This is a genomic window from Bacillus sp. VT 712, assembly GCF_001614195.1.
In the GTDB taxonomy this organism is placed as follows: domain Bacteria; phylum Bacillota; class Bacilli; order Bacillales; family Bacillaceae_H; genus Priestia; species Priestia flexa.
Genome location: NZ_LWBK01000053.1, coordinates 17318 through 31024 on the forward strand (window position 1 = coordinate 17318; position 13707 = coordinate 31024).

Consider the following 13707-nt stretch of genomic DNA (forward strand, 5'->3'; position numbering starts at 1 on the left):
TTATAATACTCCTTCTTTAACCGCTAACTCGCTTGCTTTTAATACCGGTGCCGCTGCGATTAGCTGCTTTGTGTATTCATGCTGAGGATTCGTGAGTACTTTTGTTTTATCACCACATTCTACAATTTTGCCTTCCTTCATAACAGCTAAGCGGTCCGCATATTTTCTAACGTGTCGCCAGTCATGCGTAATAAATAAAATTGTACAGCCTGTTTCTTGTTGTTTTTCTTTTAATACTTGTAAAATCCGATGAGCTGATATACTATCAAGCGCTGTTGTAATTTCATCGGCAATAACGAGCTCAGGTGATAATAAAAGGGATAATGCAATCGAGGTGCGCTGAAGCTGCCCACCGCTCAGCTGAAAGGGATAGCGTTTGTAGAATTTTTCATCTAACCCTACAGATTCTAAAGCTTGAATTGCATTATCTTTTCTAACTATTCTATCATTTACGCCATGCACTTTTTGATACTCTTGAAAATGCTGGCCAATCGTTCGAAATGGTGTAAATGACCCTTGGTAATCCTGAAAAATATACGCAATTTTTTGGCCTCGGATTCTTTTTAGGTCGCTGCGCCTCAATGAAAGCGTATTTTCTCCGTTGAAATTAATTTTGCCTTCAGCTGTTAAGTTAGGTGACAGCATTTGACCAATCGTTTGCGATAAAACACTTTTCCCGCTGCCACTTTGACCTACAAGCGCATACCACTCACCTTTTTCAAGCTGTAGTGATACGTTATCAAGAATGTTTTTTTCTTTACTTCTTACCGAGAGCTTTTCAATCGACAAAATCATTTTTACACTTCCTTTTTTACATCAAATTGATCGCGTAAATAGTCACCGATAATGTTGGTGACTAGTACTATCCCTATAATTGCTAAGCCAGGATAAATCATCAGCTCAGGATTAGATTGAAAATACGGACGTGAGTCATTCAGCATAGCTCCCCACTCTGGTACAGGAGGCTGTGCACCTAATCCAATATAAGATAGAGACGAAATTAAAAGAATAATTTTCCCCAAGTCTAAGCTTGCCATGACAAGAACATAACCAATGATATGTGGTGCTAAGTGCTTTTTCATAATTTGTAAAGCAGACAGTCCGTTTGTACGAGCGACTAATACGTATTCTTTTTGTGACTCAGATAACACGGTGCTTCGAACAAGTCGCGCGTAGTTTACCCACTTGACCATCACAATTGCAAATACAAGATTGCCAATTCCAGGGCCTAATAGCCCGCTTAGTACAATAGCTACCACTGTATCAGGAAACGCTAAAAAGCTGTCTGCAATTCTCATAAACAATCGGTCTACTACACCGCGTTTGTAGCCTGAAATCAGACCAATTGGAATCCCTACGAGCAAAGCTACGCCTAAGGCAAGTGCACTAAAGCCAATGGTTTGCTGTGCACCGAGCAACAAGCGCGTTAAGATATCTCGCCCTAAATGATCGGTCCCCAAAGGATGTGCCATGCTCATGCCTTCAAGTCGTTTCTCTAAGTTCGTAAGAGTTGGATCATATTTTAAGTAGAAAAAGGTATAGATAGATGCTGCAACAACAATAAGAAAGAGAAAGGCGAGCGGTATAATGATTTTACGCTGTTTTTTCATAGCCGGCAGATACACTGAGGACTCTTTCATCACTTACTCTCCTTTTCTTTGTATTTCATTTCAGGGTTTAAATAACGATATGATAGGTCTACACATGTATTCACAATAAATACAATGCCCCCCATTACGAGTATGTAGCCTTGAATAAGTGGATAGTCACGCTGACGAATCGCATCGACAATGAGCTTGCCGATTCCAGGGTATGCAAACAGCACCTCTATAACAACGACCCCGCCTATCAAACTACCTAAGCTCATGCCAAACACCGTGATCACCGGTGGAATACTGTGGCGAAAAGCATGCATTAAAAAGACTCTCCCTTCTGATAACCCACGCGCTCGTGCTGCACGAATAAACTCTTGGGTATAAGAGTCTAGTAAACTTGAACGAAGCAAGCGAACATATACGCTTGAAATTGCTAAACCCAACGTAATAGAAGGTAGAACAAGCGACAGTATTCCGTCTCTCCCCATCGTAGGGAACCAATTTAAGCGAACGCCAAATAAATCAATGAAAATAAGTCCCAACCAAAAGCTTGGAACAGCAGCTCCAATAATTGAAAGCGTTCGGCTTATTTTATCTATCCAACTGTCTCTGTAAAGTGCAGATAGCGAGCCCAGCGGAATTGCAACAATAAGCATTACTACAATTGCGCCGATTGCTAGCTCTAATGTAGCAGGCAGAGCAGCCATAATTGTACTCATAACGTCTTGTCCCGTTACGAACGACTGCCCAAAATCCATCTGAACAAATTTCTCTAACCATAGTCCGTACTGCACAAGAACAGGCTCATTAAATCCCATTTCTTCACGAAGTGCTTCTACTTGCTCTTGGCTGACTGAGAGCTCATCAACGTTCAAAATGGTTAGCACGGGATCTCCCGGTGCTAACCGAATAAAGATAAAACTGACAAAGGTTATAAACAATATAAAAAATAGAACTTCCGAAAACTTTCGGAAAAGGATTTTAATCACTCTTTCACATCCAGCTTATTTGTAGTCATGTAGTATTCGCTCTTAGTCGTAAACCAGTTTTCCACTTTATCTTTGTTGTAAGCAACGATTGTTGATGGATGTAACACAAACGAGTTAATAACATTTTCATCGACATAATCAGCTGCTTTCCGTCTTTTTGCATCTTGCCATCTTTTAACGTATATCCTGCTTTTTCTAGATGTTTAACTGCTTCATCTGAACCTGTTTCACGCTTATCATACGTTGGTGCAAAAGCTAACGAAGGTAAGAACGGACCTCTTGCTGTCTCAGCATGACCTAATAGAATTTCATCGACAATCTTCTGGCGATCAATTAATGCATCAAGCGCTTTTCTTACATTGATATCTTTCATTTCTTCTCTTTGCATATTCATTGTAAGTTGATGCACGCGGAACGTTGCCGTTGATTCAACCTTCATTTTTGAATCTTCTTTAAGTGAATCTAAACTTTCTACCTCTGGACGATACACAATGTCTGTTTGTCCAGACTTCAATGCTAAGGTACGCGCATTTGCATCTTCGTTAAACGCAAACGTCACAGAATCAAGCTTTGAAGTACCATCCCAATAATCATCAAAGCGCTCAAGCTCTAGTTTGCTTCCTGGTGTAAACGACGCAAGCTTAAAGGGACCTGTACCAACTGGTTTATTCACAAAGTCTTCTTCAGATACGTCAATAATAGCGACGTTTGGATTCACAAGCTCTGATATAAACTCTGGAAACGGCTCTGTTGTTTTAATAGTAAGCGTAAAACCATCAGCACTAATTGTATCAATTTTCAGTGCATTTTGAATAGCCACATTTTCTTTCAACGCTCGTTCTAACGATTTTTTTACAGATTCAGCATCCATCTGCTTTCCATTTTGAAACTTTACATCTTCACGAAGCTTAATTGTCCAGTTTTGACCATCTTCTCCGTCCCAGCTCTCTGCTAGCCATGGCTCAATGCTTAGATTTTCTTCATCAAGTCGAATAAGTGTTTCCGTAATTCCTGCTCGCAGTGGCACATAGCTAGAATCAACGTGTGGATCTAATGAATTTGTAGAGAAGTTATACAAAAAGTGAATAGTTTGAAACATTAAATTTTATTACATAATAAAAAACCGCTATGCGTATCAATCTCCTTAACGCATAGCGGTTTTTTTATCTTATTCTTGAATCTCCTGTTTCCACTGACCATAACCACCTGTTAAATTGTAAACCTCCGTTATTCCTTTGGATTGAAGGAGGCTGATCGCAATCGCAGAACGAACTCCTGAACCACACTGAACAATTAGCGGACGGTGAGCTGGCACCTCATCAATTCGATCTAACAAGGTTCCAAGCATAATGTGAGTGGCACCTTCAATGTGACCTGCTTTCCACTCTTCTAAGCTTCGAACATCTAGTACCTGTGCTTTGTTTTGATCAAGCATGTTTTTTGCTTGGTGTGGCGTAATACTTTCATAAGACTGTGTCGTAGAAGCTTCTACTACTGCTTTGTTTGCATCGTAGTAGCCAACCAGCTGATCAATCCCAACAGAATGTAACACTTTTTCAATTTCACCAATCTGTTCATCCGCTGTTAGGACATATAATGGACGATCATAATTCACAATCCAGCCGGTCCAATTTGCAAATGAGTTGTTAAAGGGAATATTAATCGTTCCCTCTATATGATTTTCAGCAAATTCCGCTGCGCTTCTTGTATCAATTACCTGATAACCTGCTTGAATTTGCTTTTCTACTTCGATTACGTCTGCTAACTTGTTAACCTTTGGAAGCTTTGATAAGCTGTTTGGTCCTACTTTATTCACCTTTTTCATCACTGCAAAATATTTCGGTGGCTCTGGCTGTCCATCTAACAAAGCATTTACAAACGCTTCTTTTTCCGTATGCTGAAGCGCCCAGTTAAAGCGTTTCTCATACCCTACAGTTGAAGAAGGCACGGCACCAAGGGCTTTTCCGCATGCGCTTCCTGCTCCGTGTCCCGGCCAAACCTGCATAAAATCAGGCAGCTCTTTGAACTTTTGAAGCGATTCAAACAATTGATATCCGCCTGACTGTGCTGTTCCCTGTGCACCCGCTGCTTTTTCTAATAAGTCTGGGCGACCAACATCTCCAACAAATACAAAGTCTCCTGTAAAAATCCCCATTGGTTCATCTGCTTTAGCACCGCCGTCCGTTAACGTAAACGAAATGCTTTCCGGCGTGTGACCAGGCGTATGCACTACACCGAATGTTAGATTCCCAATCTTAAACTGGTCCCCACCTTTTAGCAATTTATGAGGTAAGTGATCAATGTTTTGATACTTCCAATCTGCATCTCCCTCGTCTGATACATATAACGTAGCCCCTACTCTTTCAGCTAACTCGCGACCTCCAGACACAAAGTCAGCGTGAATATGGGTTTCTAAAGCACCAATGATTTTCATTCCATTTTTTTCTGCTTCTTGAATGTATGGTTCAATATTTCGAGCAGGATCTACAACAACAGCTTCTTTTGCAGCTTGACACCCTACCAGATAAGAAGCTTGTGCTAATTTTTCATCATAAAAGTATTTAAGTAACATATTCATTCTCCTTTTTCTTCATATTGATATCCTTAATCCATCCCTACTTTACCCTGGTAGGTATATAAGGATACAAATTAAACTCACACTCCACAACCAACTAGTTCTTTTTCTGTTTTGCATGGACAAGTCGCTAACTGATAGCTTGACACAATATATCCTTTCTGACGTAAAAAGCGAATTCCTAAATGTAGCTCTATTTTATCTTCTGCGATGATGTGAATTTGTTGATTCGGTATTTCAGAATAAAAGCGTTTTAAATACGCATAGGGAATGTTTATAACGTTCCTATATTCACTTTCGCTTCTTTCGTTGTAATGACGAATATCAACAAGTAGCCGGTCATCTTTTAGCTCATTAGGGTCATTAACACATTGCACACCCTTAACGGGATAATTGCGTTTATATGCTAAAGCACCTAGCATTATAACGAGAAAACTTCCTATAAAGTAGCTCATTAACTCACCGCCTCTTTAAAGAAATTCAATTAATTTATAGTTACACTATATACCCCTATAGGTATTTAGTCAAGTGTTAGAAATACAGATTATTTTCTATTGTTTACGTTTCCCTACCTATCTTAAGTTAAACTGTATTTTTTGCTAACTTCGCTTATTCAATTTTACCTTTTAGCACACACTAAAGAGAGCTATTGCATGCTTGTTTTTACCATATCTGATATGATGTTAACGACTCTTAAGATTTAATATAGAAAGGATTGCTTTTATTGGTATTTTTAGCTTTTGGTATTTCAGCTTCTATTACGATATTCCTAGCCATTCGGCTATCTATTTATGCAGATACTATTGAGCGGAAATCTGCTTTAAGCGGTATATTGATTGCTCTTTTATTAGGAGGCGCCACATCATTACCTGAGATTACAACAAGCGTCACGTCCATCATTATTTCAAACCCCGATTTAGCTGTAGGAAATGTTCTTGGAAGCAACTTATTTAACGTAATGATTTTAGCTACGTTAGATTTATTTTTTCGAAAGCACAAAATTATGATCTATGCTAGCAAAGAAAATCGATATACTTCTTTGTTAACCATTTTTCTCTCTTTTTTAGTTGCAGCTTCTTTATTCTTTAACATCCCTTACCATATCTTTGGGATTGGAATTGATACTGTTATTTTAATCATTGTCTATTTTATAGGCGTAAAAATCATTTCTACCTATGCAGCAGAGCATGTTGAAGAAGAGGAAAAACAAGAAGAGAACCTTCAAGATAGAGGACCAACTTTAAAAAGAGCCGTTGTTGGTTTTTCTATAGCAGCAGTGTTTATTATGGTATTTGGAAGTATTTTAACCATCTCAGGTGATCGTATCGCTGTTATTACAGGTTTAGGAGCTTCCTTTGTTGGTTCGTTTTTAGTCGCAGCCAGCACGTCACTTCCTGAAGCAGTCTCTGTTGTTATCGCCATTCGTTTAAAAAATTATAAGTTAGCGATTGGTGGGATTGTCGGAAGTAACTTATTCAACTTATTGATTTTAGCAGGAACAGACGTCTTTTATCGCAAAGGGGCACTGTTAAGCGCAGCCAGCGGCAGTCACTTATATACAATTGTTGCGTCAATGATACTCATCTCCATTAGCCTATTTTCAATGTCACGAAAGAACATCACATCTTCATGGTTTTATGTTGTACCATCAATTTTAATTATTGCTTGTTACTTTATAGCAAGCTATATCATCTACTTAAATTCAGCTGCATAAAAGCCGCATGCATATGCATACGGCTTTTGCATTTTTCATCCTATTACTTTGTTAATAGCGCTTACGCAGCTGTCAATAGCTTCGTCTAGCTCCTCTTCATCAATAGTTAAAGGGGGGTTAAAGTATAGAACGTCTCCTAGTGGACGGAGGATGAGCCCCTTCTTCAACGCTGCTTTGTAAATCTGATAACCAACTCGATTCTCTGAGCTAAATGGTTCTTTCGTTTCTTTATTTTTGACAAGCTCAACAGCGTTTATTAATCCTATGTTGCGAATTTCACCAACATGAGGATGATGCAGTAACGCTTCGTTTATTCTTCTATTTAAATAAGCTGCTCGCACGGTTGCTTTTTCTAAAACGTGGTCGTGCTTCAAAATATTCACTACCGCTAAAGCTGCAGAGCACGCTAATGGGTTACCACTATACGTATGGCTATGCATAAAGGCTTTTCCTTCTTTATATTCTGCGTAAAATGCTTCATAAATTTGATTATTCGTAATCGTAATTGCCATCGGCATATAGCCTCCAGTGAGTCCTTTTGAAACACACATAATATCCGGTGTAATCTCCGCGTGATCGCATGCAAACATCTTACCTGTTCTTCCAAAGCCAGTTGCAATTTCATCGGCAATTAACAGTACACCATACTCATCGCATAAGGCTCTTAGCTTTTGAAGGTAGCGAGATGGATACATTCTCATTCCCGCTGCTCCTTGTAAAATAGGCTCGACAATCATCGCACACGTTTCATGACCATGCTTTTCAAATGCTTTCTCTGCCTGTACGAAGCACTCCACCTGACAGGAATCTCTTGTTTTCCCGTAAGGACATCGATAGCAATCCGGCGCATCAATTCGAATTGTATCCATCAGCATTGGATTATAGATTTGCGCATACAAATCTAGGCTTCCCACCGATAAAGCGCCAATCGTTTCACCATGATAGCCATCTGTAAAGCACATAAACCTCGTTTTTTCTTTATGACCGGTTTGATATTGGTACTGAAACGCCATTTTTAACGCGCATTCTACAGCTGCTGAACCGTTATCGGAAAAATTAAATTTGCTTAGCCCTTTAGGAATAATTTCCATTAACGCTTCGCATAGTTTAATTGCAGGCTCATGCGTAAAGTTGGCAAAAATCACGTGCTCGAGTTGATCGAGTTGATCTTTGATTTTATCGTTAATGACGGGGTTACAGTGGCCAAGAAGGTTACACCACCATGAACTCACAATGTCTAAATAAGAGTTCCCTTCTTTATCATATAAATACACGCCGTCTCCTCTTTCGATGACAATGGGCTTAAGCTCTTCATAGTCTTTCATTTGTGAGCACGGGTGCCAAATATATTTTAAGTCTTTTTCTACTAAGTTCATGTTTTCAATGCTTTTCATTATGCAAACAGCTCCGCTACTTTTTCTGCTTCCATTGCAAGCTCTGTATCATTTTCCTTCACCAAACCAATTACTGAAACTCCAGTTAGCACTTCGACCATTTTTTGATTGTCTTCTTCCATAACGTCGCCTTCGCGTGAACGGTTAAAAATAATTCCTTTCACCTGAATATTGCGTGCTCTTAAATATTCAATTGTCAACACCGTCGCATTGATGGTTCCAAGCCCCGCATCCGCAATAACAATCGTAGATAAGTTCAGCTCTTTTACAATATCTTCTAGTAAAATATGCTGCTGATCATCCCAACGAATCGGACAAAGAATTCCTCCGCTTCCTTCAACCACTACATAATCATACTTCTCCTTAGCCTTTTGGTAGTCTTTCTTAATAATGTTGAGATCGACAGGATTTCCTTCAAGGTTGGCTGCCAAATGCGGTGATACGGCGTGTTTATAAATATAAGACACCGTATTTTCTGGCTTCTCACGAATTCCTGCGGTTTCAAGCACATGCTTAGCATCTCCTGGAATTAATTGTTCACATTCTACTTCCGCTCCGCTAAGCGCAGGTTTATAATAACCACAGTCATAGCCGTGTTCTCGAAGCTTTTTCACAAGTAAACCCGTCACGTATGTTTTTCCTACATCTGTTCCTGTCCCAGTAATAAATAAGCCTTTTCCCATCTTTGTTTCTACCTCCTATACATTACCGATGTATTTTTTTATTAATTTAGCTGCTTCTGACAGCTCTTTCTTTGAATGATCAGCCATCAGTGACACTCGAAGACGTGCGCTCCCTTTGGCAACGGTTGGATAGCGAATGGCTGAAATAAAATAGCCATGATCAAAAAGCTTTGCTGATGCATCCAGTGCTGCTTGTTCACTTCCAACAACGATTGGAAAAATAGCTGAATTTGAACGTGCAGAGATTCCATGAGCCTGCAAGCATTCATTAAAGTAAGCAATATTCTCTTGAAGCTTTGTAACTTGTGTATCATCATTCATGATTAACCTCAGTGCTTCTATAGCCGACGCACTGGTTACGGGAGATAGCGAAGTGGAAAAGATAAAACTGCGCGCTTTGTTTTTCAAGTATTCAATAAGCAGCTTATCTCCACACACAAACCCACCTTCTCCACCGAGCGCTTTACTCAGCGTTCCCATAATAATGTCAGGCTTTTGTGTCAGCTGAAAATACTTACAAACTCCTCGACCACGTTCTCCAAGGACGCCTGTTGAATGTGCTTCATCTATCATTGAAAACAAGCCATACTGATTCGCTAAGCGCATCAGCTCAGGAAGGTTCACAACATCTCCATCCATACTGAAAACAGCATCGCTCACAATTAAGCCATTTTCACAAGAGTGAGCTAAAATTTTTTCTTCTAAATCGTTCATGTCATTATGCTTGTACACAACGGTTTTCGCTTTACTGAGCCGGCATCCATCAATAATGCTTGCGTGGTTTAGCTCATCGCTAAAAATCACGTCTCCTTCAGAAAGAAGCGATGAAATAACACCAACGTTGGCCATGTATCCCGTGTTAAACACAAGAGCTGCTTCCGTCTCTTTAAACTCGGCAATCATTTCTTCCAATAACCGATGAAGAGTTGTCGTACCCGTTGTTAACCTCGAACCTCCTGAGCCAATACCATATGCTTCTCCCATTTGAAGCGCATAACTCTTTACGCCTGGATGATTACATAAATTTAAGTAGCTGTTTGACGCAAGCATCACGTACTCTCTGTCGTGCATTTTCACATGCGCCTCTTGAGCTGTTTGAATTTCGTTGAATGATCGATAAAGATGATTTTCTTGTAAAGAGGCTAAGTCGCTTTTTATCTTTCTCCATTTATCTTGCTGTTTTGCTTCGTTTAATCTTTTTGATAGGCCTAAATCTACAACTATTTTTTGCTTTTCTAAATACGCAATCGTTTCGTTCACGCCGCTCTCAGAATGACGATATAAAAAGATGCGCCCGCCCAAGTGACTTCCTTTTTGTTTTAGCTTTGTAATTCGAACATAACCGAACTCTTTAGAGGCGACGTAGCCAGTTACGTAATCAGGATCATCCGAGATACAAATTTCACCAATAACATTTGGCGCATAGGCTACTTTTGTCGCTAATACAAGCGCTTCTTGGAAATGATTTTTCTTTGTGAGGTCTTCTTGAAAGTGACTGCGGTTCGCATCCATATACGTTGCTCGAATCCCTCGTTCTTGATCTGGCTCTAGACGTTTCATTGTATCAACGTCTAGTAAGATTGCGCCGCGCATAGAAGAACACGAGCTCAGCATCTCAATGATTTCTTCAGCCTGTTGTAAACCTAATTGTAAAAGCAGCTTTTTTACTTCTTCTATTCCTTCATAATGATTAGCCACTTCTACAGTTTTAACAGGTAACGCTTCTAAACGTTGAATATCGCTAAGCTGTACGGGCTCGACTTTCATCGTAATTTCATCTGCTGCTCCTTTGGAATGATGGAGAGCTCTATGTAGTAAAGCATTGGTATACGTATGTAATTCATGTTTATTCACAATCTTCTCCGCTCCGGAAAGATGACCGGTATTGCTATTGGAAGCTCTCATTTTTAAGCTAAATAGATTCATATTTTCTGGCTTCTCCTTTCTTCTCATCATCCACAACAAACTCTTGAAAGATTGTTGATTTCATATTTCTTTTTATAATGGGATACATAATACCTGATGAAATGGCTGTAAAAACCATCCCTGGCAAAGCAGCAAGCAGCAAAACCGTCACATCAACGTCCATAATTGCCGCTAATACGTAGCGTGCAGCGATTGTCCCTAAAGGTCCAGCTACCATAACAACGACTAAAGCCGTACCAAATAAGCCAATGATTCCTCCAGCTACTAACCGAAAGATCATGGCAACTAAAACATGAATAAGCGTATGGGTTCCTAATAGTAGACTAATAATACTTGCTACAATGCCTGCACAAAAATAACGTTTAAACCCAAACGTAGCCGCAATGACGATAGCAATGGGAGCCGAAAGCTGAAACTCTGTTCCAACGAAAGGTGACGGAATTTTAAACATTCCGCTCACCGCAATTAATACGGCAAGCATCGCCATCAGCGTCATTTCTTTTGTTTTACTCGTCTTCAATGCCTCATCTCCTTTCCAAGATTATGAAAATAGTTTATAACAATCCACCATTCATGTAAACTTAAAATAAAAATAGGTTAACATATAATTTAAAGAAAAACAGGTGACATAGCACCTGCTTTTCTTTAAATAGTTATTTTCTTTACACCCAGCCCATTAGCTTAGCCGTTTGAAATACAGTACGACTTATCTTTATGTGTAAAAGTTCCCTCTGCCATTGAAACGGTTTTCCCAGTCCAGTTCCCCGTATGCTGTCTTAATCCTGTCAATGCGTTAAATAGCGTGCTTTTTCCGGTGTTTGAGTTTCCTGCTAAAGCAATACGATATAAGCTACCCATGATGAACTAAATCCCCCTCAATTAATCTACTTTCTTCTCTTCTAAGCGCAATGGTGGTTTGACTAACGCGAAACGCAATCGGATCTCCAAGCGGACTTTTTTTGACCACTTCTACGAAGGCACCTGGTACAAAATCTAAATCCAACAGCCTTCTCCTCATCGTTCCTTCTAATAACAAAGAAGTAATTTTTATCACGTCTCCTTTTAACCCTTGGCTCAACAAATTTTTTTTTAGATTCACACATATATATTTCCCCTTGTCTAATATTTTTCCCTAACGCAAATTCAGTGCTATACTATGACCCTATTCGAAAATTGTCAAATGTATTGTCTTTTTTATAAAATAAAAAACAGCCTACTTATTGGCTGCTTTAAATGATTTTATCATTATCCACTATTACCGCTTGTACATCTTGTAAATTCTACTTAGCTTTTCATCCAATAATTCAAAACGAACAAATCGATCAGCTCGCACATACTCTTTTCCATTAATCATCAAAAGTAAAATTGGGGCTGCTAAAATCAAAAAGCGTTCTGCTACTGCTTCCACCTGTGTCGCGTCAACACGACCTAAATTAATTTGCGGATAGTGTTCCAATACCTCTCTTAGCTTTGGAAATATCGCATGACACGTACTACATTCTGGTGTAAATACGTACAAAAAGCTTAGTTCATTGCTAGTGATAAACTCGTCTACCATTTCAATAGTGGTTAATTCCGTTACCTGCTTCATCTCACTGCTCTCCTATTTTCTCTGACTTAACAATAAAGTGAACATACGTATAGTAGTCAAAACACTAATACAGTGTCAACTTAATTTATTTTATTATCAACATGATGTTTTCTTCTCAAAATTAAACTCCCCTAATGTTAATTAGAATTACTAATCACGAAATCAAAGGATGAAATGGCTAAAAAAGTATTTTAGAAATTAGGTATTACCTATAAAAATCAGAATTCATCGTACGTTTGAGGATCGTTTGTAGCGTAATACTCTTTCGCACCAAAGCTTAGTCCATCTTCTTGTTTGTTTAATGTTTGTGACAGTACCGTAACGTCAGCCTCCATAGCGCTTGCGATTTTAACAGCCATATGACCTAAGCCACCCATTCCTACGGTAAGAGATGGGTGGTGCTATTTAGCTAATAAATCAAATATAGTTAGTTTTGTTGTTATTTAAAGGCTGATTGATATGCAAAATTATTTTAGGAAGTGGAATTTTATTCTATCCCACTTCCATTTCATTACTGATAATGAGTATTTTCCGATACAAATATTTCCATTCGATTAGAAATGATAGGTACCCTATGCCACTTGGAGCTCATTTTTAATTTGCTCAAGTGACGTTCCATTTGTGGTTTCACGATACACAAACTCAATGATACTGCCGATTTTTTGTTTTCTTATGCACTGAATGGCTAGGTTAAAGGCAGCCTTTCTAAGGTACATCGCAAAAACATAGGTGAACTGGACAATGGTCCAAAAACGCTTAATCGCTCGTTCACTCCGGACTTGATAACCGTTAAAGCCAACCATGCCTTTGACCTGTTTAAAGTAGGTCTCGATGCTCCAGCGTTGACTGTAATACGATAAAATTTGTTCTGTTGTCAGTTCTGTATCGGTGCTTAAAAAACAACGCATATGCTTAGGTTCCATGGGATGTTCTTCCTTCCAGCACATTAATACGACACCCATATCAAGATCGTTTAAGGCACCTTCGTACCAGTAGACTCGATAAGATTCATGACCGATTGTCACTAAATCAGTCTCTTCTTCTCTAATATAACGGGCGAATTCTTTCGCTTGAATTCGAATCCCTTGCGGATAAAGAATACGGTTTGTTTTTAAGGCACCAATCACATGAATCCCTTTTGACAACGCAACGTCAATAATGGAACCAGAGGTGTACCAACTATCACAAAGTAAGTAAACAGATGGCTGAAGCGCTGGAACACGTTTAATCATCTCTATGG

At 39.2% G+C, this 13707-nt stretch carries 14 protein-coding genes and 2 pseudogenes; 1 reads left to right on the top strand and 15 read right to left on the bottom strand.

The features are described 5' to 3' along the window. The 6 genes from A2U94_RS18270 to A2U94_RS18295 form a co-directional block, all read right to left on the bottom strand. On the bottom strand, positions 1-795 hold the full coding sequence (locus A2U94_RS18270; RefSeq protein ID WP_025911787.1) for an ABC transporter ATP-binding protein: 795 nt from the start codon (positions 793-795) through the stop codon (positions 1-3). Positions 796-797: 2 nt separating this feature from the next. Further along, positions 798-1640 carry a nickel transporter permease gene (gene nikC / locus A2U94_RS18275; protein ID WP_025911786.1) on the bottom strand — a complete coding sequence of 281 codons (843 nt, stop codon included), beginning with the start codon at positions 1638-1640 and terminating at the stop codon, positions 798-800. Next, positions 1640-2581: a nickel ABC transporter permease gene (gene nikB / locus A2U94_RS18280; protein ID WP_025911784.1), complete on the bottom strand. Its 942-nt coding sequence runs from the start codon at positions 2579-2581 to the stop codon at positions 1640-1642. Before nikB ends, nikC begins: the two co-directional genes overlap by 1 nt. A gap of 28 nt (positions 2582-2609) precedes the next feature. Continuing rightward, the gene (locus tag A2U94_RS18285) at positions 2610-3683 is read right to left on the bottom strand and encodes an ABC transporter substrate-binding protein (RefSeq protein ID WP_051567228.1); all 1074 of its coding nucleotides are present in this window, start codon (positions 3681-3683) and stop codon (positions 2610-2612) included. Positions 3684-3752: 69 nt separating this feature from the next. Continuing rightward, the gene (locus tag A2U94_RS18290; protein ID WP_025911782.1) at positions 3753-5156 is read right to left on the bottom strand and encodes an MBL fold metallo-hydrolase; all 1404 of its coding nucleotides are present in this window, start codon (positions 5154-5156) and stop codon (positions 3753-3755) included. An 83-nt stretch (positions 5157-5239) separates the two neighbouring features. Next, positions 5240-5614: a rhodanese-like domain-containing protein gene (locus tag A2U94_RS18295; RefSeq protein ID WP_025911781.1), complete on the bottom strand. Its 375-nt coding sequence runs from the start codon at positions 5612-5614 to the stop codon at positions 5240-5242. A 269-nt stretch (positions 5615-5883) separates the two neighbouring features. On the opposite strand from A2U94_RS18295, the gene A2U94_RS18300 reads away from it, so the two are divergent. Beyond that, entirely contained in the window at positions 5884-6873 is a 990-nt protein-coding gene (locus A2U94_RS18300) for a sodium:calcium antiporter (protein WP_025911780.1), read from the top strand. A 35-nt stretch (positions 6874-6908) separates the two neighbouring features. On the opposite strand, the gene bioA is transcribed toward A2U94_RS18300, so the two are convergent. The 9 genes and pseudogenes from bioA to A2U94_RS18335 all read right to left on the bottom strand — a co-directional run. After that, positions 6909-8267, bottom strand: a complete 1359-nt coding sequence (bioA, locus tag A2U94_RS18305; RefSeq protein WP_226372948.1) for an adenosylmethionine--8-amino-7-oxononanoate transaminase — start codon at positions 8265-8267, stop codon at positions 6909-6911. Further along, positions 8267-8950: a dethiobiotin synthase gene (gene bioD / locus A2U94_RS18310; RefSeq protein ID WP_025909768.1), complete on the bottom strand. Its 684-nt coding sequence runs from the start codon at positions 8948-8950 to the stop codon at positions 8267-8269. Before bioD ends, bioA begins: the two co-directional genes overlap by 1 nt. A gap of 15 nt (positions 8951-8965) precedes the next feature. Continuing rightward, on the bottom strand, positions 8966-10876 hold the full coding sequence (gene bioF / locus A2U94_RS18315) for an 8-amino-7-oxononanoate synthase (protein ID WP_025909767.1): 1911 nt from the start codon (positions 10874-10876) through the stop codon (positions 8966-8968). After that, positions 10863-11396: a hypothetical protein gene (locus tag A2U94_RS18320; protein WP_025909766.1), complete on the bottom strand. Its 534-nt coding sequence runs from the start codon at positions 11394-11396 to the stop codon at positions 10863-10865. Before A2U94_RS18320 ends, bioF begins: the two co-directional genes overlap by 14 nt. 173 nt (positions 11397-11569) lie before the next feature. Next, a pseudogene (locus A2U94_RS20905) lies at positions 11570-11734 on the bottom strand (FeoB small GTPase domain-containing protein); the annotation flags it as partial. Beyond that, entirely contained in the window at positions 11727-11975 is a 249-nt protein-coding gene (locus tag A2U94_RS18325) for a FeoA family protein (protein ID WP_025909765.1), read from the bottom strand. The pseudogene A2U94_RS20905 and the gene A2U94_RS18325, both read right to left, overlap by 8 nt. A 156-nt stretch (positions 11976-12131) precedes the next feature. After that, complete coding sequence (locus A2U94_RS18330) at positions 12132-12467, bottom strand: thioredoxin family protein (protein ID WP_025909764.1); 336 nt, start codon at positions 12465-12467, stop codon at positions 12132-12134. Between the two features lie 224 nt (positions 12468-12691). Further along, a pseudogene (locus A2U94_RS21350) lies at positions 12692-12850 on the bottom strand (alcohol dehydrogenase); the annotation flags it as partial. 189 nt (positions 12851-13039) lie between these two features. Further along, positions 13040-13707 (bottom strand): transposase (locus tag A2U94_RS18335; protein WP_156482289.1); only part of this gene is annotated, 668 nt, incomplete at its 5' end.

Coding starts and splice junctions, on each gene's coding strand:
- A2U94_RS18270 (WP_025911787.1), bottom strand. CDS start 795: ATGATTTTGTCGATTGAAAAGCTCTCGGTAAGAAGTAAAGAAAAAAAC.
- nikC (WP_025911786.1), bottom strand. CDS start 1,640: ATGAAAGAGTCCTCAGTGTATCTGCCGGCTATGAAAAAACAGCGTAAA.
- A2U94_RS18285 (WP_051567228.1), bottom strand. CDS start 3,683: ATGTTTCAAACTATTCACTTTTTGTATAACTTCTCTACAAATTCATTA.
- A2U94_RS18290 (WP_025911782.1), bottom strand. CDS start 5,156: ATGTTACTTAAATACTTTTATGATGAAAAATTAGCACAAGCTTCTTAT.
- A2U94_RS18295 (WP_025911781.1), bottom strand. CDS start 5,614: ATGAGCTACTTTATAGGAAGTTTTCTCGTTATAATGCTAGGTGCTTTA.
- bioA (WP_226372948.1), bottom strand. CDS start 8,267: ATGAAAAGCATTGAAAACATGAACTTAGTAGAAAAAGACTTAAAATAT.
- bioD (WP_025909768.1), bottom strand. CDS start 8,950: ATGGGAAAAGGCTTATTTATTACTGGGACAGGAACAGATGTAGGAAAA.
- bioF (WP_025909767.1), bottom strand. CDS start 10,876: ATGAATCTATTTAGCTTAAAAATGAGAGCTTCCAATAGCAATACCGGT.
- A2U94_RS18330 (WP_025909764.1), bottom strand. CDS start 12,467: ATGAAGCAGGTAACGGAATTAACCACTATTGAAATGGTAGACGAGTTT.